Origin of the sequence: Bradyrhizobium liaoningense (genome assembly GCF_018130955.1) — a bacterium.
Lineage (GTDB): Bacteria > Pseudomonadota > Alphaproteobacteria > Rhizobiales > Xanthobacteraceae > Bradyrhizobium > Bradyrhizobium liaoningense_C.
Window position 1 is genome coordinate 18,631 of sequence record NZ_JAFCJM010000006.1, and the last position, 18,063, is coordinate 36,693.

The following is an 18,063-nucleotide window of genomic DNA, read 5'->3' on the forward strand; positions in this document are numbered from 1 at the left end:
GGACACCGATTGGGGACCTCTGAGCAATGGGTTTGTTATACGATAAAGTCGAGCGAGGCAGGCAATCGGCCAACCTGCCAAGCGCTCAAATCTCTGGCGACGCGTCGCCACCGTTCATCAACCGCCGCGGCGGGGCATCGGAGTTGATAATCGGTTTGCGCAGCACTTCCTCTCGCTACGGCGCCGGCGCTCAGACCCTCCATTGGCTGACCGTCGTGCTGGTTCTCGCCGCGTATGTGCTGAGTAGGGGCGACGGCTATTCGCTCTATTCCGCCGCCGCGGACGGACTCCGCAGGATTCACGAGACGCTCGGAGTGCTGGTCTTCATGGTCGTCGTGCTGCGGCTGCTATGGCGGCTGATCGACAGCGCGCCCGCGAAGCAGCGGACACCGCGATGGAGGGCGGCGGCCGCTAAACTCGTCCAGTTCGCGCTTTATGTGCTCCTCATCGCGATTCCAGCAACGGCGGTGCTCGGTACCTGGCTCGAGGGGATTCCCGTCACCCTTCCCGGATTCGACATCGCCCCCCAGATCGCGAAGGCGCATGGACTGGGGCAGCTGATCATGGAAATACATACCACCCTCGGCAACGCTATCCTCTGGGTCGCCGGCGTGCATGCAGCCGCGGCCCTCTTCCACTACTTCTATCTGCGCGACGAAGTCTTTCAGTCGATGGCTCCGGGCTCGTGAATGATTAGTCCTGTGCCCCCTTCGACATGCATTCTTGCGGGGACTACGGGACTGTACGCATCGCGTGCGAAGGGAGTTGCTCGCTGATTGCCACCAATGCAGATAGCCTCCGGACTCAGCCGACGACCTTCCGACAGATTGCTGGCGAGCCGCGTCGAGAGCACCGGCCGCGATGATTGTCTTATCATCTGCCTTTTCACGCGGTGGAGACCTCTGGCGTGGGCATCGAAACGATAACTGACGATAATTGGCTAAATCGTCTCCCGTGTGATGCAATACTCATCGGCTTGCAGACGCCCTAATGGCACGGCCCTTCGTCGCGAGCCGCAGTCGGAAGTGAGCGAATTCCCTACCTGCAGGATGGCTTCGAGGAGATCGGAAATTTGAAGCTGAGCTTCACCCCCTACAGCAATCCCGGCAATTTCGTGCGTCTTGCCGCAAAGCTGGTGCCTTTGCTTTGGGGTTCGACAGCCTTCGCCTTCGCGCTTGGTCTATTTGGGACGTTCGTCGCGCCACCCGACTACCAGCAAGGCGAGACGGTGCGCATCATGTACGTCCACGTCCCAGCCGCCTGGATAGCGATGCTTGCCTACACGTTCATGGCAGTGTCTGCGCTCGGATCCCTAGTTTGGCGTCATCCACTCGCCGATGCAACTCAAAAGGCGGCTGCGCCGCTGGGCGCAGCTTTCACTTTCATCTGCCTCGTCACAGGCTCCCTGTGGGGCAAACCCATGTGGGGCACATATTGGGTCTGGGACGCACGGCTCACCTCCATGTTGGTTCTGTTTCTCATCTATCTCGGTCTGATCGCGCTCTGGCAAACGATCGAGGACCCGAGTAGGGCGGCACGAGCGGTTTCGATCATGACCTTGGTAGGCTTCATCAACATTCCGATCGTGAAGTTCTCGGTTGATTGGTGGAATACTCTCCACCAACCGGCTTCGGTTCTCCGGATGGAGGGTTCGGCGATTGCTGGCTCGATGTTGTGGCCACTAATCGTCATGGCGCTCGCATACACGCTTCTGTTCGCAACCCTCCACGTAATGGCGGTCCGTAACGAGATCATGCGACGCCGAGTACGGCGGCTTGCGATCACGCTGGCGGCCGCGGGCGAACCCGCGATGGCTCGCATGCTGGTTGCCGAAGTAGCCTCCTGAGCAGATCATCGTGCTGCATGGTGGATTCATCACGGCGGCTTTTCTGGTGACGGGCACCATTTTGGCCGGGATGATCGCGGCGGTCCTCATCGACTATCGCGTTCAGCTCCGGAGCTTGCGACGCCTGCTACCTGATCACTCGGATCCGAACAAACGCGCATGAGCAAAATTCCAGCCTCGATTCACCTCCCATCGAGCGCCGCGGCCCCTCGACGCGCGCTCGCCCGGCTGTGGGTGATTATCCCGCTTCTAGTCTTCTTCGGAATTGCGGCATTACTCTTGGTGCGGCTCGGCGCCGGAGACCCATCGCTCGTGCGCTCGGCCCTAATCGGCAAGCCAGCACCGCAGTTTGCGCTGGAGCCACTTGATGGGCTTTCGACGTCCGGTCCACCTGGCTTGTCGAGCGCGGATCTGCGGAGGGGACACGTGACCATCGTGAACGTCTTCGCGTCATGGTGTCTCGAGTGCCAGGAGGAGCAAGGGGCGCTGATGGCGTTGGCCAGCGACCGGACGTTGCAGCGACAGGGGGTGAAGCTTGCTGGCATCGTCTACAAGGACGTTCCCAGAAACGCGCTAGCCTATCTCGCCGCCAACGGGAACCCTTTTGCGCAGGTTGGCACTGACCGGTCCGGCCGAACGGGGATCGATTTCGGGGTCTATGGTGTCCCCGAGACCTATGTGATCAAGGGCGATGGCACAATCGCCTACAAGCTGGTTGGTGGCATCTCGGACGCAAGCCGACCTGGCTTGATGGCCGCAATTGCCGAGGCAGAACGTCCATGACGACTGCCTTACAAGCTGCCCTACTTACATTATTCAGGAGTGAACGATCGGACCATGGAAGCGCACACCCAGAAGCAGTCCGATTTTCAAGAACAGCGGATGCCCGACAACGTGGTGCGTTGCGCAGTAGCGAAAACGGACGGAGGCCTTGAAACGTGCTGTGGGCCGTCTTTGCAATGATGACGTCCGCGGTCGTGCTGGCGCTGGCCCGGTCGCTCTCTGAGCGGTGCGAGAGCTTTGGCGCTCACGATTCCGACGTGGATTTCTATCGCGGCCTTCTGGCCGAGGCGGATGATGACGTCCGCCGCGGACTCGTAGCGCCCGAGGATGCCGTGGCGACGCGTGCCGAGATCGAACGCCGGCTGCTCGCGTCACTCGACTCGCCGTCGGAGAGCCGGCTGCGCGCGTCGCGGCGCTGGCAGCCGAGGCGCGCTGCTGCAGCCTTGGCGATCGTCCTAGTGCTGCCACTCGTCGCGCTCGCGTCATACCTCAAGGTTGGCGCTCCCAGCCAGCCTGACATGCCGATCGCATCGAGGCGCACGGGTGGGGACGTCACCCTCGCTGCCGCCGTTCCTGACATCCACGCCGGCCACGCCCGGGCTGACATCGCAGCGCTTCCTCCGGAGCTGCGGAGCGACGCGATCCGCGGGATGGTGGGAGGGCTCGCCGATAAGCTCGCGAAGAACGGCCATGACCTTCGGGGATGGCTGCAACTGATTAGGTCTTACGTCGTATTGGGTGAACGCCAGGAGGCCGAGGCGGCCGTCGCAAGCGCACGTGCCCAATTAGCAGGCGATGCGCAAGCTGCAGCGCGCATCGATGAACTCGTCAGGCAGCTTGGTTTGAAGGGGTAGACGTTGACCAGAAAGGGCAGGCGCCTCGCTATCATCAGCGCAGCGGGCTTCACTTTAGCCATCGCAGCAGGGCTCATCCTGTTTGCGTTGCGTGATAGTATCGTCTTCTTCTACGGGCCGACCGAGATAGTCGAAAAAGCGCCGCCGCGAGGAACCCGTCTGCGCATCGGCGGCCTGGTGAAACCTGGCTCACTTACCTATGGTGGATCGTCGACTGTTGTCTTCGCAGTGACCGACCTGAAGCACGACATCAAGGTTAGCTACACTGGATTGCTGCCGGATCTCTTCCGTGAAGGACAGGGCGTCGTGGCCGAGGGCACGGTGGAGGGACCAGGCCTCTTTCAGGCTGATACCGTGCTCGCCAAACACGACGAGCGATACATACCCAAGGATGTAGCCGACAAACTTAAGCAACAAGGCACTTGGCGGAACGAAAGATCCGCGCGAGCGCAATAGCGCCGCCTTCCACGAAACATCACAACCGATGGGAGCGAAAGGATGATCGTCGAAACCGGACACTACGCACTCGCTCTGGCTCTCGCCGTCGCGTTGCTTCAGTCAGTTCTGCCGCTCTGGGGGACCCGTAGTGGTGATTCTGGACTCGCTTCCATTGCGGTCCCGGCTGCAATCACTCAGTTCCTGTTGTTGGGTTATGCGTTCGCGGCACTGACTTACGCCCATGTGGTGTCCGACTTCAGTCTCCTGACAGTCGCCGAGAACTCGCTCACCACCAAACCACTTGTGTACAAAATCGCCGGCGTCTGGGGCAATCACGAAGGATCCATGCTGCTTTGGGTTCTGATCCTCGCGACATTCGGAGCGGCAGTGGCGATTCTCGGGCGCGGCATGACGAAGGAATTGCGCGCCGATACGCTAGCGGTCCAAGGCTGGATCTCCCTTGCTTTTCTCTGCTTCATCCTGTTCACCTCCGATCCCTTCGTGCGACGGTTTCCGGCACCTTTTGAAGGCCAGGACCTCAATCCGCTGCTTCAAGATCCGGGCCTCGCGATACACCCGCCGCTTCTTTACCTCGGTTATGTCGGTTCCTCGATCGTGTTCTCATTTGCGGTGGCGGCGCTGATCAGCGGCCGACTAGACGCCGCTTGGGCCCGTTACGTTCGGCCTTGGATACTGATTGCCTGGATATTTCTAACGCTTGGCATCGCCATGGGCTCGTACTGGGCCTATTACACCCTAGGCTGGGGCGGGTTCTGGTTCTGGGATCCGGTCGAGAACGCGTCGCTCATGCCCTGGCTTGCGGGTACCGCGCTCGTGCATTCGGCTGCCGTCATGGAGAAACGCGAAGCCCTCAAGATCTGGACGCTGTTCCTGGCGATACTTACATTCTCACTATCACTGCTTGGCACATTCCTGGTGCGCTCGGGGGTGTTGACCTCCGTTCATTCCTTCGCCAGCGACCCGGCGCGCGGCGTCTTCATCCTGGTCATCCTGACCGTGTTCATTGGCGGTTCTCTCTCGCTTTATGCCTGGCGCGCACCTTCCCTGAGCCAGCGTGGTCTGTTCGCGCCCGTTTCACGCGAGAGCGCGCTCGCGGTCAACAACCTGCTGCTGACCACCTGCTGCGCTACGGTCCTGACTGGCACGCTCTATCCGCTCGCGCTCGAGGCTCTGACCGGGGACAAGATCTCGGTCGGCGCACCATTTTTCAATTTGACGCTCGGTCCGCTGGTAGCGCTGATCGTTCTGCTGATTCCGCTTGGTCAGTCGCTCGCCTGGAAGCGTGGCGACCTGCTCGGTGCGGCGCAACGGGTGACGGTCGCGGCCTTGGGGGGCCTCGTCGTCGCCCTTGTGCTCGTTGCTATCATCCGAGGCGGCCCCGTCCTCGCCCCGGTCGGTCTCGGCCTCGCGCTCTACCTCATCGTCGGTTCGTTCGCCGATGTGGCGTCGCGTATCTGGGCACGTGGGCAGCCCGCTCGGGTGATGCTGGCCCGAGCGGTCGGGCTGCCGCGTTCCGCCTGGGGGGCGGCGATCGTTCACGCTGGCCTTGGCGTGACACTCATGGGCTTGGCGGCGACCGGTTGGGGCGTGGAGCGGATCGCGACTGTCAAGCTAGGCCAGGGGATCGATCTCGGCCCCTATCAGGCCACCATCGAGAATCTTCGATCGCGACAGGGCCCGAACTATTCCGAAGTCCTGGCCCATACGGTCATCAGCCGAGGCGGCGCGGCCGTGGCCACCGTCGAGCCCGCCAAGCGTAGCTTTCCTGCACGACAGACCGCCGTCACCGAGGCAGGCATCGTGACGCTGGGTTTTGACCAGATCTACATTTCGCTCGGAGACCAGCACCCGGATGGCTCAATCGATGCGCGCATGTTCTGGAAGCCGCTTGTGACAGCCATCTGGATCGGCGCCGTCATCATGGCGTTCGGAGGGATTGTGTCGTTGTCCGATAGACGCCTCAGAATCGGCTTTGCGCGCCGCGCAGCTCGCGTCCGCCCCGCCGCCACCCCCGCAGCGCCGCAGCCCGCCGAATGACTTCGCTTTGTCGCATTATTCTGCTTTCGATCGTACTTGCAGGCCTCGCGCCCAGCTCGGCAAGGGCGGTGCAGCCAGACGAGGTTCTGCCCGACACGAAACTTGAGGCACGCGCGCGCGCTATTTCCGGCGGGCTGCGCTGCTTGGTCTGCCAAAACGAATCGATCGACGATTCGAAAGCAGAGCTCGCGCGGGATCTCCGACTGCTGGTGCGCGAACGACTTAAACTCGGCGAGAGCGACGAGCAGGTCCGCGCCTTTCTGGTAAAGCGCTATGGGAACTTTATCCTGCTGAAACCACCACTCAACTTGGAAACCGCCTTCCTCTGGGGAATGCCCGCTTTGATGCTCGCAGCGGGCGGCATCGCTCTCCTGTTCGGTTTGCGCCGCCTGCAGTCCACGCCGGCAGCGCCCTTAAGTCAAGCCGAGCGGGATCGGCTCGCGGCTCTGTTGGACACCGATACTCTGTTATAGGCATTTCCTGAGGGTCAAGCCGCCTCAACTTCGGAGACGTACGGAGTCGTTCCACGGCAGCGACCCCCGAAGCATCTCTTTTCGCTGCATGCGCTCGTCATTCTCCCGCGCCGCGAAGTGCTGCGGCTGCGGCGATTGGGGCGAGGGCGATGGATGCGAGGCCGAGCGCGCTGAGGACCAGAAAGGGCGTCAGAAAGGGCACTGTGCCACTCTGCGCCGACGAGACACCGAAGATCAGCACCGGTACGGTTAGTGGCACGACCAGGATCGACAGCAAAAGACCGCCGCGCCGCAGCGTCACGGTTAGGGCTGCACCGATTGCTCCTAGAAAGGTGAGAGCCGGCGTGCCAACCAACAACGTTGCTGCCACCGCCCTGAGCGCCGGGCCGTCCAAATCCAACATCAGGCCAAACAAAGGCGAGAGTACAACGAGCGGCAGCCCCGTGACAAACCAGTGGGCCACGCACTTCACCAGAACAATGAGTTCTAGGGGCGCCGGCGATAGCAACACCTGGTCCAGCGAACCGTCCTCGTGATCCGCCTGGAAGAGACGGTCAAGGCCCAATAGACTCGCGAGGAGCGCTGCTATCCATAGAATGGCTGGACCGATGCGCGACAGCAAGTGCAGGTCAGGTCCGATCGCGAAAGGTACGATCGTCACGAGACTGAGGAAGAAGACCAGGCCGAGAACCCCGCCTCCACCGATGCGGCGCGCCAGCATGAGGTCGCGAAGAAAAATGACAAGGAGAATACGGCTCATGGCCTCCGTCCGGCGTCACTATCGCGTCGAGACCGCTCCGGAGAAATCGGCAGAGGGGCGAGACCTCTTCTCTCCCGACCTCGACGGCTACGGGGGTAAAGGTTGCACCCCAACGGCACGACCCTCACATCGCTCCGAGCCTGACTTGGATTGTCTCCGGCAGACCGAGTGGTTCGTGGGTCGCGGCGAGCATCAATCCTCCGCTTCCTAGATGGTCGGCCACAATAACCTTCAGCAAGGCGCGTGCGTGCTGGTCGAGCGCGGTTAGCGGCTCGTCGAGCAGCCATAGTGGGCGATCGGCAATCAGGAGTCGGGCCAATGCGACACGGCGACGCTGCCCCGCGGAGAGATAGCCGACAGGCAGATCGAGAACGTGGGCTAACTCCATACGGTCCAGCGCCTCTAACGGGGTTAGCCGACCTCGGCCCAAAATTCCCAGCCCGATCTCGAGGTTTTCGCGGGCCGTCAACGCCGATTTCAGCCCGTCGAGATGGCCCACATAGTGGAGGCGCTCTGCCAGGGGCGCGGAATCCATGGCTTCGGACTCCACCCATGACATGCGGCCAGATCCCAGTGGCAAGAAACCGGCGATCGCCCGCAAAAACGTGGATTTTCCTACGCCATTGGGACCCGTCACTTCGGCGATTTCGCCCGAGCCCATTCGCAAAGACACGCCGCCGAACACCACGCGCTCGCCGCGCGCGACGGAAAGATCCTCGATCAGGAGATTGCACCGCTGCGTGATGTTCATTTTCATCTCCAGTTGCCCGTTGTCCCATTCGGATTGTTTTCGAATGCCAGGTTGGAGGGCCTATCGAAATGAACGATTCTGGATCAACGTGTTCGACCGAAAGGCGGCGCCGTTGGGGAGAACCGCTCAAGACGATGAGGAAGTTCAGTTCTTCGGCGCTGCCCACTAGAAGGATGCGAGCCCGATTGTGAACGTCGGCAGCAAGATATGCCACGTGATGACCCATGCGAACTGGCCACGTGATAGAAAGACTGAATTCGAGCGCATCGCCTCTCTTGTCCGGAAGCGTGTCGAAAATCGGCGGGTATGCCCTCAAACGGCTTTCTTTGGATGGTCGAGCGTCCCAACTTGGCTGCCTCTGCCGCAACCTGGGACACGCGACGCCTTCCCAGCATGATCTGCGCCCCCGGGTAGCCCACGCCCCTTCGATGCATAGTCCGGGGGGAGGCAGTTGCGAAGGCGACGCTCCCAAGTACGGCTCTCAGGCAAGAGAGAGGGTGTCCCAGGTCTCAACGAGCGCAGCTGTGAGTTCCGCTATCTGGTTATCCCCGTGATATGGCGACGGCGTGATGCGCAGACGCTCCGTCCCACGAGGAACGGTCGGATAGTTGATCGGCTGGATATAGATGGCGTGGCGCTCTAGAAGGCGATCGGCTGCCGCCTTGCACAATTCCGCATCGCCGACAATCACAGGCACGATGTGAGTTTCGGTCGGGAGGACCGGAAGCCCGGCGGCTCGGAGCGCCCGTTTCGTTGCAGCGGCTTGCCGCTGGTGTGCTTCGCGCTCGGCAGACGAATGCTTCAGATAACGAACTGACGCACGGGCTGCGGCAGCAATTGGTGGAGGGAGTGCTGTCGTGAAGATGAATCCGGGCGCGAAGCTGCGCACCGCGTCGCAGATCAATCGCGACGCCGAGATATAACCGCCAATGCAGCCAAATCCCTTGGCGAGGGTACCCTCGATCACGGTCACGCGGTGCATCACGCCATCACGCTCGCTGATCCCGCCCCCGTGAGCGCCGTAGAGACCGACCGCGTGAACCTCGTCGAGGTAGGTCATCGCACCATACCGGTCCGCAAGGTCGCAGATGGCGCCGATCGGGGCCACATCGCCATCCATTGAGTATATGGACTCGAACACGACAAGCTTAGGGCGGTCTCCCGCCTCGCGCAGCAACGCCTCAAGGTGACAGAGATCGTTGTGGCGAAAAATCCGCTTTTCGCAACTTGATTGACGGACGCCTTCGATAATCGAATTGTGGTTGAGTGCATCAGATAAGACCACGCAGTCTGGGATCAGCTTACCGATCGTCGAGATGCTGGCCTGGTTCGATACGTAGCCAGAGGTGAAGACGAGGCTCGCTTCCTTACGATGCAGGTCAGCAAGCTCGCCCTCTAAATCAACCAAGGGCGAATTATTTCCGGCGATGTTGCGCGTTCCGCCCGCTCCGGCGCCGCAGCGGTGTGCCGCTGCGGTCAGCGCGCTCACGACCTCCGGATGCTGTCCCATGCCGAGATAGTCATTTGAGCACCAAACCGTGATTTCTGTAACGGTTCCGTCAGACCGGCGCCATTTGGCGGCTGGGAAGCGGCCAGAGATGCGTTCGATGTCGGCGAAGACGCGATAACGCTGCTCCCCGTGCAGGCGCTCCAGAGAGTCGTGAAAATGACGTTCGTACCCTTGGGCCACGCAATCGTTATCGTCCGTCGCGAACGTCCCGTCGGAGGACGTCAACGCTCTTTGTCCCGACGCAATATCCACACACAAATGGCTATTACCGACGCTTACGTGCGTCGGATGCCTTCCTTGCCGCCTTGCCGATACGTCCAGATCGACCATCTCAATCACTCCTGACCGTAGCTCGACCATAGCTCATCACGCAGAGCACTTCGCACTCGTCTCAGTTATAATTTGCATGACCCCCGGTTATGGTCGGGCGCCGCCTGAGGCAGCTCATAAACACAGAGCGGTCCGAACTGCGGTCGCGCGACTTTCGACGGCAGGCACGGTTGGATGAAGCCTGAGGGACGCCTCACGGTCATGGCCGAAGCATGAGCGCGGTTATGCTGCTGCTCGATCCTCTTTGTCGGCCCCACGCATGAGGATCCTGAGCGCGTCATCCGGCAGCGGCCGCTGCAATGCCTTGGCCTCGTCCCACGGTGCGCGCATCCAAACAAAGCATCCTCATCACACGGCTTGGTCAGGTAGCAAATGATGCCATCAGCCAACGCACGAGCCCGAACGCTGTCGTCGAGGTAACCGCTCAGGATCGTTGGAACGGCATAGCCCGATTCCACCAACCGACGATGCAGCTCAATCCCGGTCATTCTCGGCATATGGGCGTCCACGATCAGGCAGGAGGTATTGCGAATTTTTGGGCAGGACAAAAAGCCAGCGCGGAGGGGAAAGCCTTGACCGTGAACCCCCGCGATTTCATCAGACGCGCTATAGCCTCGCATCGATGATCGAGATCAGGGTCTCCGTAGGCAATTCGGCCGCCTGCATCTTTCAAGAGGAGCACTGCGCATGGTAGTGCTCCTGGTGGGCGGGCAGCGTGAATTGAAAAATGGCACCTCGGGGCAGATTGGCGGTCACCCACAACTGCCCCCCATGGGCCTCGATGATCGACCGGCAGATCGACAGCCCCATCCCCATCCCGTGCACCTTGGTCGTAAACTGCGGTTTGAATATCAGATCGGTAGCGCTCGGCTCGACACCCTTCCCCACGTCTTCCACCGACACCATCAGACTGCCGGAGTCGTATACTTTAGACCTTAAGGAAAGTACCCGGTCCCCAACTTCAGTGGCCATTGAATCGATCGCGTTGGTGATCAAATTCACGAGCACCTGCTGCAGCTGAACCTGGTTGCCCTCTATCGGTGGGAGCGATTGGTTGTAGTCGGTTTGAACCGCTACCCGATGCGTCTGCAGGTCGTCGCGCACGAGCGCCAGAGCTTCGCGGATCAGATTGTTGACGTCGAGCAAGGTCCGGGTTCGCGCATCTCTCTTGAAGAGCGTCCGAATATTCTCGATCACCGCGTCCGCACGGTGCCCGTTGTTCACGATTGCCTGTAATGCGGCTTTGGCCTCATCGATGTTGGGCGTCGCGCGATCAAGCCAGCGCAGGCTCGTACTGGCGTTCATAATCATCGCCGACAATGGCTGCTTGATCTCGTGCGCAACGGTGGCTGCGACCGCATCCCCCGTCAGCAGACGCACCTCGCGCTCGCGGCGTTGGGCAAGGACTGCGCGCAGCAGTTCACCGTATAGCATCGTCACTTCTTTCATCAGGATGAGCAGCACAAAGCTGCCGGAAAGCACGCCGTAAATTCGCCCGGCATACCAGCCGACGCTAAAGCGGTACGGCATAGGAAAGGCGGTGAGGGCGATCTCAATGATGTATGCGAACAAGACCAACATCAGCCAGAGATCGAGCACCGAGCGGTGCCGGAGCCATAGCAAGACAAGCGCGACGACGAATAATGCCGCCATCGGTCCGATCGCGTAGTACCAGAGATAGGAAACCTCCGCCGTGTCGAGCATGATGCGCGGGAGAAGCGCATGGCCTGCTGTAACGAAAACTGTTGCGCAACAGACGAGCGCAGTAACCGATCCGAGAGCCGCAAGGATCCTCGCACGAATGGAGCGTGACGACAGCCACTCCATCGGATCGGCATCCTTCAGTAGTATATAGACGATCGCGAACAGGGCGAAGCCCACGTGCGACAGGACATAGAGCCAAACCGTACTCTGGAGGCCGCCGCCAAGGCCGCCCTCCGGCGCCAATACGCCTGGAAATGTGAGCGTCCAAGGAATTGCGATGAGCGCCGTCAGGAAATAGCCATTCGCCAATGCGAGGAGCGCATGCGAGCGTAGGACGGAAAACTGCGCGAAGAGCAGGGCTGCGGTGATAGAGTCGATGACGAAAATCGCAGTGCCGTAGGCGGGTATAAAGGCGTCAACCCGCCTCAGTGGCAAGCCCGAGAGCGGGCCTGCCACGATGACAAAGACAAGGAGCAGCACTAGCACAACGCCAAGCGCGAACCGCCTTTGAGCGACGCTGGGCGAAAGATTCGAGAGTACATGCTCATGCGCCTGTAATCCGGCCGCCGACCTTTCCATGAACATATTCGCCTCACGTCGAAAGCCCGCGATGGGCGGCAATTTCGAGTTCGCCGGCCTCTAATTCGAAGTCAGACTTCCAGAATGTGGTGCCTTTCCTACCCACCAGTTGCCCGACGAGATCGTCCGATCTCACAAGCCCGAAGTCGCAGGGCGTCTCGACCACAGTCTAATGCCAGCGATCACCTTCGCCAATGCCGGCACGACGCGAGTGCAATTGAGCGATATGGACGTCTCTCTGACCTGACCCCGACCGATGGGTTTATGGGTACACGGCCTAGCACCTGAGCTTCGCTTTCCTCACTTTTACGAGTATACCGGCAACGTGAATTGGAAAACGGCGCCCCGCGGTACGTTGGCAGCCGCCCACAGTTGCCCCTGATGCGCCTCAATTATCGAACGGCAAATGGACAGCCCCATTCCCAAGCCGCTCGCTTTGGTTGTGTAGAAAGCGTCAAACACCCGCTCGGTGTTTTCGATAGTCAGCCCGGGGCCCGAATCCCGCACCGCCACGAGCACACCCTCGGAGCCGTCTTTCCCAGTGCTTATCATCAATTCTTTCGGTCCTTCTCTTGTTCGGCTCATCGCCTCGGCGGCGTTAACGAACAAATTGAGAAGAACCTGCTGGATTTGGACACGATCGCCCTGCACGGCCGGTAGGCTCTCGGCAAGCTGCGTCTGAACGGAAATGCCATTCTTCGACATCTCGCCGCTCGACAACGCCGCGATCTCTAGCACTGTTGAATTGATATCCAAGCTGTCCTTTCGTGGAGGCGACTTTTTGACGAGAGCGCGGATCCGATCAATGATATTGCCGGTTCGAAAGCCGATCTTGACGATCTCAGCAAGTGCCAGCTGGACTTCCTCCAGATCTGGCGGTTGAGCGCGAAGGAAGTTCAAAGCGGCGTTGGCGGAATTAATTGATGCCCCGATCGGCTGGTTGATTTCGTGAGCAATTGAAGCCAACAGCTGCCCCATCGTTGCGACCCGGTTGGCATGTGCGAGCTCATTCTGTACTTCGCTATACCGCCGCTCGCTCTCTCGCACTGCCGCTTCCGCTCGCTTGCGATCGGTTAAGTCGAGCACGAAGGCGACGCCTTCATCTGACTTTTCTTCGAAGGTCGCACCTCCAACTAATACGGGGACGCGATCGCCATTCTTATGAAAATACTCTTTCTCATACGGCTTCGCAGTTCCAGTCGTCTCTAATTCTCTGACCCGTCGCTCGTCGGCGTTGCGCCACTCGGCAGGCGTCAATTCTTTCCACAGAAGACGGCCCGAAACGAGATCGTCGCGGCCGTAACCCACAATTCGGAGAAAGGCCTCATTAGCATCAATGATCCGGCCATCAAAACTCCAGATGAATATCCCGATAATGTTGGCGTTGACCAAGCGCCGGATCTTCGCTTCCAACCCACTGGCCAATGCCCGCAAGGCTGTTTCCGCCTGTTGGCGGGCGGCGATTTGCAATTTGAGGTCTTCAATGGACTCGACGGTTTGGTACGCTACGGAGGCGAATTGTCCCAAGGTGTTCATGATCCTTTCATCTTCCGAATCGAACTTGCGGCGCTCGCCGTGCGTGATCGCCCATATTGTCCCGACAGCCTTGCCCCCGATGTAAAACGGGACGAGCAGGCACTCTTCCGCCGCCGGCGTTATCGGGATGAAGTATGGGTAACGCAGCTCGAAGTGTCGGAACAACAATGTACGGTTTTGATCGAGCACGTCGCCGCAGGGCCCGAAATCGCGCGGCGTCCCGCGGCCAATATGCCGTTTCCATTCGCCCGCAATAGCTGGCCAATAAAACCGTTTCCCACCATCATCCTTCGTTAGCAAACTGAGGCCGGAAGAATCACACTGGGTGACGTCGAGAATTATCTCCGCCAGTGTCTGAAGGATATTAGACGGTGACTCGACAAGCGCGCCGGCCAGCGCTACGAGCGCGCGGTTCTCCTTCTCGTGGTCGGGTGGACGCCACGGGCGACGACGCAGCTCCTCTGTGCAAAGGATCGCTTCTAGAGAAACCGCACCAGGGGGTACTGAGGCCTCGACAGGAAAGTAATTTGTCGATTGGGTTGTCTCGATCATGGTTCGCCTCCGTACGGCGAAAGCGCGCCGAGCAATTGATGAACGTCCCAGGGTAAACGACGTGTCGGTTACCCCGTCATCACCGCCGAACGCTTTAGAGGCGTGGTGGTTCCGATACAGCGAAAACAACTATTCTCGCCTCCAGGCTACAGGAAAGTCGTTTGAGTGGGCAGCATAAACAGTGATCCGAAGGATCAAGGGAACGAGGTTAACCTGATGAAAGGTGACAGCCCAAAAGCAAATCGTTCCCAACAAGATGCTAGTCACGGAGGCCTGCCTAGGGGCGCGGCGATCGAGAAGTCTCTCTCCGCGGGCTGGAAGTGGTCAGACTCTCACGCCGCAAGCCCGACCTGCCCCGTGGTTCGGCTATTGAGTTTGTGCCGATCTCGGGACGCGGAATGGTGCCGCGGTGCGCCGCGGCGCGACGCGGTGGAACGTTTTGAGGTGAGTGTAGCGCCGGCAGTCAAGTGTCCGCAGCGCTGGCGCGACCATAAATAACAGCGCGACACCGAAGCCACGTGGTGGAAGCGCTTCGCCGCTTCGAAGAGTTTGCGACCGAGATCTTGGCTGTGATCGCCAAGAATCCCGACTTGACCCTGCTGGAGACGATTGCTGAGCTGCGCAAGCGGCGCTTCGGCCAGCCGCAGTTCGCTCTGTCGTTTTCTCGACCGCCACAACATCACCCTCAAAAAAGTCCGCAAGCCGCCAAACTTCAGCGAGCAGATGTCGCGCGAGCAGGCCGACGTCGGATACCAAAACTGACGCCGGCAATCCCTAGTCACTGCGCCGTGTTAGTTCGAGAGGACGTCATTCCGGGTGGGCATCAATTTCATGACCCTTTGTTTCTTTCGCACTAAGGCACCCACGATTAACCTAGTCTGTGCGTAGTCAATGAGACCAACTGCGCACGAATGCTGGCATCGCTTCATTCGGCGACATACAGCTGGTCAGAGGAGAGCGATCATGAGACGTACAGTACTAGCACTTTCCACCGTCCTCGGCGCTGGCGCTATTGCAACCGCAGTCTTCGCACAGCAGCCGCAGCTTCCACCACCCGACGATTGGCACGCTACCAGTCGCTATCTTCCTGAATACACGAAGGATGGCGACCTTATTCTGCCGAAGAACTTTCACGAATGGGTTTATGTTGGTTCGCCACTGACGCCAAATTTTTTAAATCCCCCTCAAGCAAACTTCCCAGAATTTCATAACGTCTATATCGAGCCTGGTTCTTACGATATCTACAAGAAGACAGGCGTCTTCCCTGAAGGAACAATCTTCGTCAAAGAACTGCAGCTCATGCAGCCCGCCACTCATCCGGACGGTTCGAGAACCGAGCCATCGGGGAAAGGATTCTTCCCGGGCGCCTTCAACGGAGCGGATGTGACCGTCAAGGACACCAAGAGATATCAAGCTACCGATGGCTGGGGTTATTACAACTTCAACCATCATGAGCCCAAGGCGGCCACCGCCAAGGTCCGGCCGATCGAGGAATGCGCCTACTGCCACATTGCAAGTGCGAAACGGGATGACGTATGGACGCAGTTCTATGTGTTGCTCGACCAGGTGCCGGTGCCGCCCGGCCAGACCATTAAGAAGTAGGGAGAGCTGCGATGAAATTCCTCGGAAGTGCGGCCGTGGCGTCTGCGTCTTTCGTCGTCGTGACCGTCGGGTGCCTTGTCTCGCAGCCCGTAGATAGCAAGCCCGCCCCTGCGCAGGAACAACTTGTTGATGCAGCAGGCAACATGCATATCCCGAAGGACTACCGAACCACCTACGAATTTCTTGGGAGTTGGTCTGTCGCAGGTGATAAGGGCGCTAAGGAGATTCACGCCGTCTACGCTTCGCCAGGAACTGCGGCGGCCTATCGCACGACAGGCAAATTCCCCGAACGTTCGATCTTCGTGAAGGAAGTTTACGCCACGGCCACTTCGGATATGACGACTGGGACGGTAAGCCATCAAGATATCCTCAAGGGCTGGTTCATGATGGTGAAGGACAGTAAGAACAGCTACCCCGATAATAAGCTGTGGGGCAATGGTTGGGGTTGGTCTTGGTTTGACGCGGGTGACCCTGTGAAAACGACCTCAACGAACTTCCGCTCAGATTGTCTAGGCTGCCACATCCCTGCCAAGGAGACCGACTGGATCTATGTGCAAGGCTATCCCGGACTGAAGAAGTGACAGTTCGTTAGCGAGCTGCTCGAATGTTACGCGTGCAAAAAACGGACCGGATGCAGAAAAAAGGTAGAGCCATGGAGTCCAGCAAAAGGCGCGGCGGATGCATTTGTGGATCGATGATGATCTTTGTGGTGTCGTTCTCGGCACCTCAAGGGAGTCTAGCCGCCAATCCACCTGCCGAGAAGAAAATCACAAAGCAATTCCTTACCTCGGGGCAGGTGGACCTCGCACGAGAGGTGGTAACGCTGCCGCTTCATCGTGGGCGTCTTTCTTCGGGAGAAACTGTTTGGTTCGTGCTTACCGACGTAAGTGATTTTGCTACTTCAAAAAAGATGGGGCTCACATGGGCGCCGAGTCTCGCTAAGGCCAAGGACCTGACGAGCACGCGGGTCGCGGAAATGGACGCCGCGGGTAACTTCACGTTCAAATCTGGCCGGATCGATTTCTCGCCGTCGCAGACGTTAGTGGGGGGCGAGGCGCCCAATTTTTTTCCTCCTAAAACGGCCCGAGCCGGGTCTGTCGGGGATGCACACTACAGCCCATTGGTTCGGGTGACGAACGATAAGGACGTTGTCTTTAATGCTCCGGTCATCGCGTTCGACGTCGGGCCCGAGAAAATCGCGTTCTGCAACGGCAGTCCTGACTACTCTGTCGTGACGGACTCCGTGGCGAGCATCTGTCCTGATAAGGGCACTGTTGACTTGAAACTCCGGTTCGGCTTCGCGAACGGCAAGCACCTGCGCTACCTTAGCTTTGACGCAAACTCCGAGGAGTCGGCCACCCTCGAGTCGTCCACCTTTGCGCCGGCTGAAAGCGACATTCTTCAGAGCGGCGCGATAGAGGTGATCTATACGATTGTGAACGGCAAGATGGGTGCGAAAGATCCGAACCGTCAAGGGCTCGACAGCGCCCTCAACGGAGAGGGGCCCTCGCTCGACATCCTCGCGCACTTCACAGAGATCAGCGCCGGATATTCTCCGATGTGGGACGTACGACTGGCCGAGTGGACCAAGGAAGCTATCTCGAAGGATCAACGGAAACTGATCACTGACGGCGATGATCTCGAAGCCAAGAGTGCGTCAGGTTTACTTGTGAGCCCTGCGGGGGGGCCGGTAAAGACGACGGGGAATCTGGTGAATTGCCCGGTCGTAGGCTTCACGAATGAATAATCTCCTGGCCACATAAGTGCGCTCCCTGTTCATGCGGGGAACGCAATCGGTCTCTCAGCCACTGACGCTTCCTTCCCACGTCGATGCGAGTTTGATGAGTACGCGCCCGTGGTTCACCTTGCAGGCGCGGCGTGGCAATCATTTCATCAAGTGCGACGGGGGGACGACTCGGATGGTCAAGGGAGCGCCGGGCTGATGAAAGCGCGGTAACCACCGATGACGCGTTCTTTCCTAATGGCCATCACTCCGAGGGCATTCGCGCAGATCGATCCGCGTGTGGAAGAGCATGTCGCAAAAGCGATGGGATTGAGGGTGGAACCGACCAACCGGCATGGCGTTGCGCTGTACGAGCTTGCAGGCGTCCTCGCGGCCGTTCGCGATGGAACATATCGGCGTCACCGCTAAGCGCCCCGACGAGTGCGGCCAAAAAATTGGAGGAAGCGCGGTGATACGGAACGAGGGGTTCAGCCGGCCCCCAGAGTTTCTTTCTGGTGGCGGCGAAATGGGTGCGCTCATGCGTGCCCATGACTGGACGCAGTC

General features: G+C 59.5%; 17 protein-coding genes and 2 pseudogenes. 12 read left to right on the plus strand and 7 right to left on the minus strand.

Features of this window, described 5'->3' with window-relative positions; translation table 11 throughout:
* The first annotated feature begins 26 nt into the window (after positions 1-26).
* The 8 genes from JQ632_RS06700 to JQ632_RS06735 all read left to right on the plus strand — a co-directional run bounded on the left by JQ632_RS06700 (position 27) and on the right by JQ632_RS06735 (position 6,452).
* Positions 27-689: a cytochrome b gene (locus JQ632_RS06700; RefSeq protein ID WP_249151503.1), complete on the plus strand. Its 663-nt coding sequence runs from the start codon at positions 27-29 to the stop codon at positions 687-689.
* A gap of 383 nt (positions 690-1,072) precedes the next feature.
* On the plus strand, positions 1,073-1,846 hold the full coding sequence (locus JQ632_RS06705) for a heme ABC transporter permease (protein ID WP_212401504.1): 774 nt from the start codon (positions 1,073-1,075) through the stop codon (positions 1,844-1,846).
* A gap of 10 nt (positions 1,847-1,856) precedes the next feature.
* Positions 1,857-2,009 carry a heme exporter protein CcmD gene (gene ccmD / locus JQ632_RS06710; RefSeq protein ID WP_312015576.1) on the plus strand — a complete coding sequence of 51 codons (153 nt, stop codon included), beginning with the start codon at positions 1,857-1,859 and terminating at the stop codon, positions 2,007-2,009.
* Positions 2,006-2,629, plus strand: coding sequence for a DsbE family thiol:disulfide interchange protein (locus JQ632_RS06715; protein ID WP_212401505.1), 624 nt, complete (start codon positions 2,006-2,008; stop codon positions 2,627-2,629). Before ccmD ends, JQ632_RS06715 begins: the two co-directional genes overlap by 4 nt.
* Positions 2,630-2,784: 155 nt before the next feature.
* A complete protein-coding gene (ccmI, locus tag JQ632_RS06720) occupies positions 2,785-3,483 on the plus strand; it encodes a c-type cytochrome biogenesis protein CcmI (RefSeq protein ID WP_212401506.1) in 699 nt (232 codons plus the stop codon).
* Positions 3,484-3,486: 3 nt separating this feature from the next.
* The gene (gene ccmE / locus JQ632_RS06725; RefSeq protein ID WP_212401507.1) at positions 3,487-3,939 is read left to right on the plus strand and encodes a cytochrome c maturation protein CcmE; all 453 of its coding nucleotides are present in this window, start codon (positions 3,487-3,489) and stop codon (positions 3,937-3,939) included.
* Positions 3,940-3,981: 42 nt separating this feature from the next.
* Positions 3,982-5,979: a heme lyase CcmF/NrfE family subunit gene (locus JQ632_RS06730; RefSeq protein WP_212401508.1), complete on the plus strand. Its 1,998-nt coding sequence runs from the start codon at positions 3,982-3,984 to the stop codon at positions 5,977-5,979.
* Positions 5,976-6,452: a cytochrome c-type biogenesis protein gene (locus JQ632_RS06735; RefSeq protein ID WP_212401509.1), complete on the plus strand. Its 477-nt coding sequence runs from the start codon at positions 5,976-5,978 to the stop codon at positions 6,450-6,452. Before JQ632_RS06730 ends, JQ632_RS06735 begins: the two co-directional genes overlap by 4 nt.
* Before the next feature lie 97 nt (positions 6,453-6,549).
* On the opposite strand, the gene ccmB is transcribed toward JQ632_RS06735, so the two are convergent.
* The 7 genes and pseudogenes from ccmB to JQ632_RS06765 form a co-directional block, all read right to left on the minus strand.
* On the minus strand, positions 6,550-7,212 hold the full coding sequence (gene ccmB / locus JQ632_RS06740) for a heme exporter protein CcmB (protein WP_212401510.1): 663 nt from the start codon (positions 7,210-7,212) through the stop codon (positions 6,550-6,552).
* A gap of 124 nt (positions 7,213-7,336) precedes the next feature.
* A complete protein-coding gene (ccmA, locus tag JQ632_RS06745; RefSeq protein ID WP_212401511.1) occupies positions 7,337-7,963 on the minus strand; it encodes a heme ABC exporter ATP-binding protein CcmA in 627 nt (208 codons plus the stop codon).
* 481 nt (positions 7,964-8,444) lie between these two features.
* Positions 8,445-9,803 (minus strand): 5-aminolevulinate synthase, encoded by a 1,359-nt coding sequence (hemA, locus tag JQ632_RS06750; RefSeq protein ID WP_212401512.1) that lies wholly within the window; start codon positions 9,801-9,803, stop codon positions 8,445-8,447.
* Between the two features lie 222 nt (positions 9,804-10,025).
* Positions 10,026-10,139, minus strand: a pseudogene (locus tag JQ632_RS39315) (SOS response-associated peptidase); the annotation flags it as partial.
* Between the two features lie 59 nt (positions 10,140-10,198).
* Positions 10,199-10,423 (minus strand): annotated as a pseudogene (locus JQ632_RS40240) (hypothetical protein); the annotation flags it as partial.
* 49 nt (positions 10,424-10,472) lie between these two features.
* A complete protein-coding gene (locus tag JQ632_RS06760; protein ID WP_249151505.1) occupies positions 10,473-12,092 on the minus strand; it encodes an MASE4 domain-containing protein in 1,620 nt (539 codons plus the stop codon).
* A 300-nt stretch (positions 12,093-12,392) separates the two neighbouring features.
* Complete coding sequence (locus JQ632_RS06765) at positions 12,393-14,174, minus strand: GAF domain-containing sensor histidine kinase (protein ID WP_212401513.1); 1,782 nt, start codon at positions 14,172-14,174, stop codon at positions 12,393-12,395.
* A 521-nt stretch (positions 14,175-14,695) separates the two neighbouring features.
* Here JQ632_RS06765 and JQ632_RS06770 point away from each other — a divergent pair.
* The 4 genes from JQ632_RS06770 (at position 14,696) to JQ632_RS06785 (ending at position 17,523) form a co-directional block, all read left to right on the plus strand.
* Positions 14,696-15,031 carry a hypothetical protein gene (locus JQ632_RS06770; protein WP_212401514.1) on the plus strand — a complete coding sequence of 112 codons (336 nt, stop codon included), beginning with the start codon at positions 14,696-14,698 and terminating at the stop codon, positions 15,029-15,031.
* A gap of 106 nt (positions 15,032-15,137) precedes the next feature.
* Complete coding sequence (locus JQ632_RS06775) at positions 15,138-15,776, plus strand: cytochrome P460 family protein (protein WP_212401515.1); 639 nt, start codon at positions 15,138-15,140, stop codon at positions 15,774-15,776.
* 11 nt (positions 15,777-15,787) lie between these two features.
* Positions 15,788-16,357, plus strand: a complete 570-nt coding sequence (locus tag JQ632_RS06780) for a cytochrome P460 family protein (RefSeq protein ID WP_212401516.1) — start codon at positions 15,788-15,790, stop codon at positions 16,355-16,357.
* Positions 16,358-16,380: 23 nt separating this feature from the next.
* Positions 16,381-17,523, plus strand: coding sequence for a hypothetical protein (locus JQ632_RS06785; RefSeq protein ID WP_249151507.1), 1,143 nt, complete (start codon positions 16,381-16,383; stop codon positions 17,521-17,523).
* The last annotated feature ends 540 nt before the right edge of the window (positions 17,524-18,063 follow it).

Excerpts from the sequence above, each read along its gene's own strand:
- JQ632_RS06700 (WP_249151503.1), top strand. The coding sequence starts at position 27 with ATGGGTTTGTTATACGATAAAGTCGAGCGAGGCAGGCAATCGGCCAAC.
- JQ632_RS06715 (WP_212401505.1), top strand. The coding sequence starts at position 2,006 with ATGAGCAAAATTCCAGCCTCGATTCACCTCCCATCGAGCGCCGCGGCC.
- JQ632_RS06730 (WP_212401508.1), top strand. The coding sequence starts at position 3,982 with ATGATCGTCGAAACCGGACACTACGCACTCGCTCTGGCTCTCGCCGTC.
- JQ632_RS06735 (WP_212401509.1), top strand. The coding sequence starts at position 5,976 with ATGACTTCGCTTTGTCGCATTATTCTGCTTTCGATCGTACTTGCAGGC.
- ccmB (WP_212401510.1), bottom strand. The coding sequence starts at position 7,212 with ATGAGCCGTATTCTCCTTGTCATTTTTCTTCGCGACCTCATGCTGGCG.
- ccmA (WP_212401511.1), bottom strand. The coding sequence starts at position 7,963 with ATGAACATCACGCAGCGGTGCAATCTCCTGATCGAGGATCTTTCCGTC.
- hemA (WP_212401512.1), bottom strand. The coding sequence starts at position 9,803 with ATGGTCGATCTGGACGTATCGGCAAGGCGGCAAGGAAGGCATCCGACG.
- JQ632_RS06760 (WP_249151505.1), bottom strand. The coding sequence starts at position 12,092 with ATGTTCATGGAAAGGTCGGCGGCCGGATTACAGGCGCATGAGCATGTA.
- JQ632_RS06765 (WP_212401513.1), bottom strand. The coding sequence starts at position 14,174 with ATGATCGAGACAACCCAATCGACAAATTACTTTCCTGTCGAGGCCTCA.
- JQ632_RS06775 (WP_212401515.1), top strand. The coding sequence starts at position 15,138 with ATGAGACGTACAGTACTAGCACTTTCCACCGTCCTCGGCGCTGGCGCT.
- JQ632_RS06780 (WP_212401516.1), top strand. The coding sequence starts at position 15,788 with ATGAAATTCCTCGGAAGTGCGGCCGTGGCGTCTGCGTCTTTCGTCGTC.
- JQ632_RS06785 (WP_249151507.1), top strand. The coding sequence starts at position 16,381 with ATGTTACGCGTGCAAAAAACGGACCGGATGCAGAAAAAAGGTAGAGCC.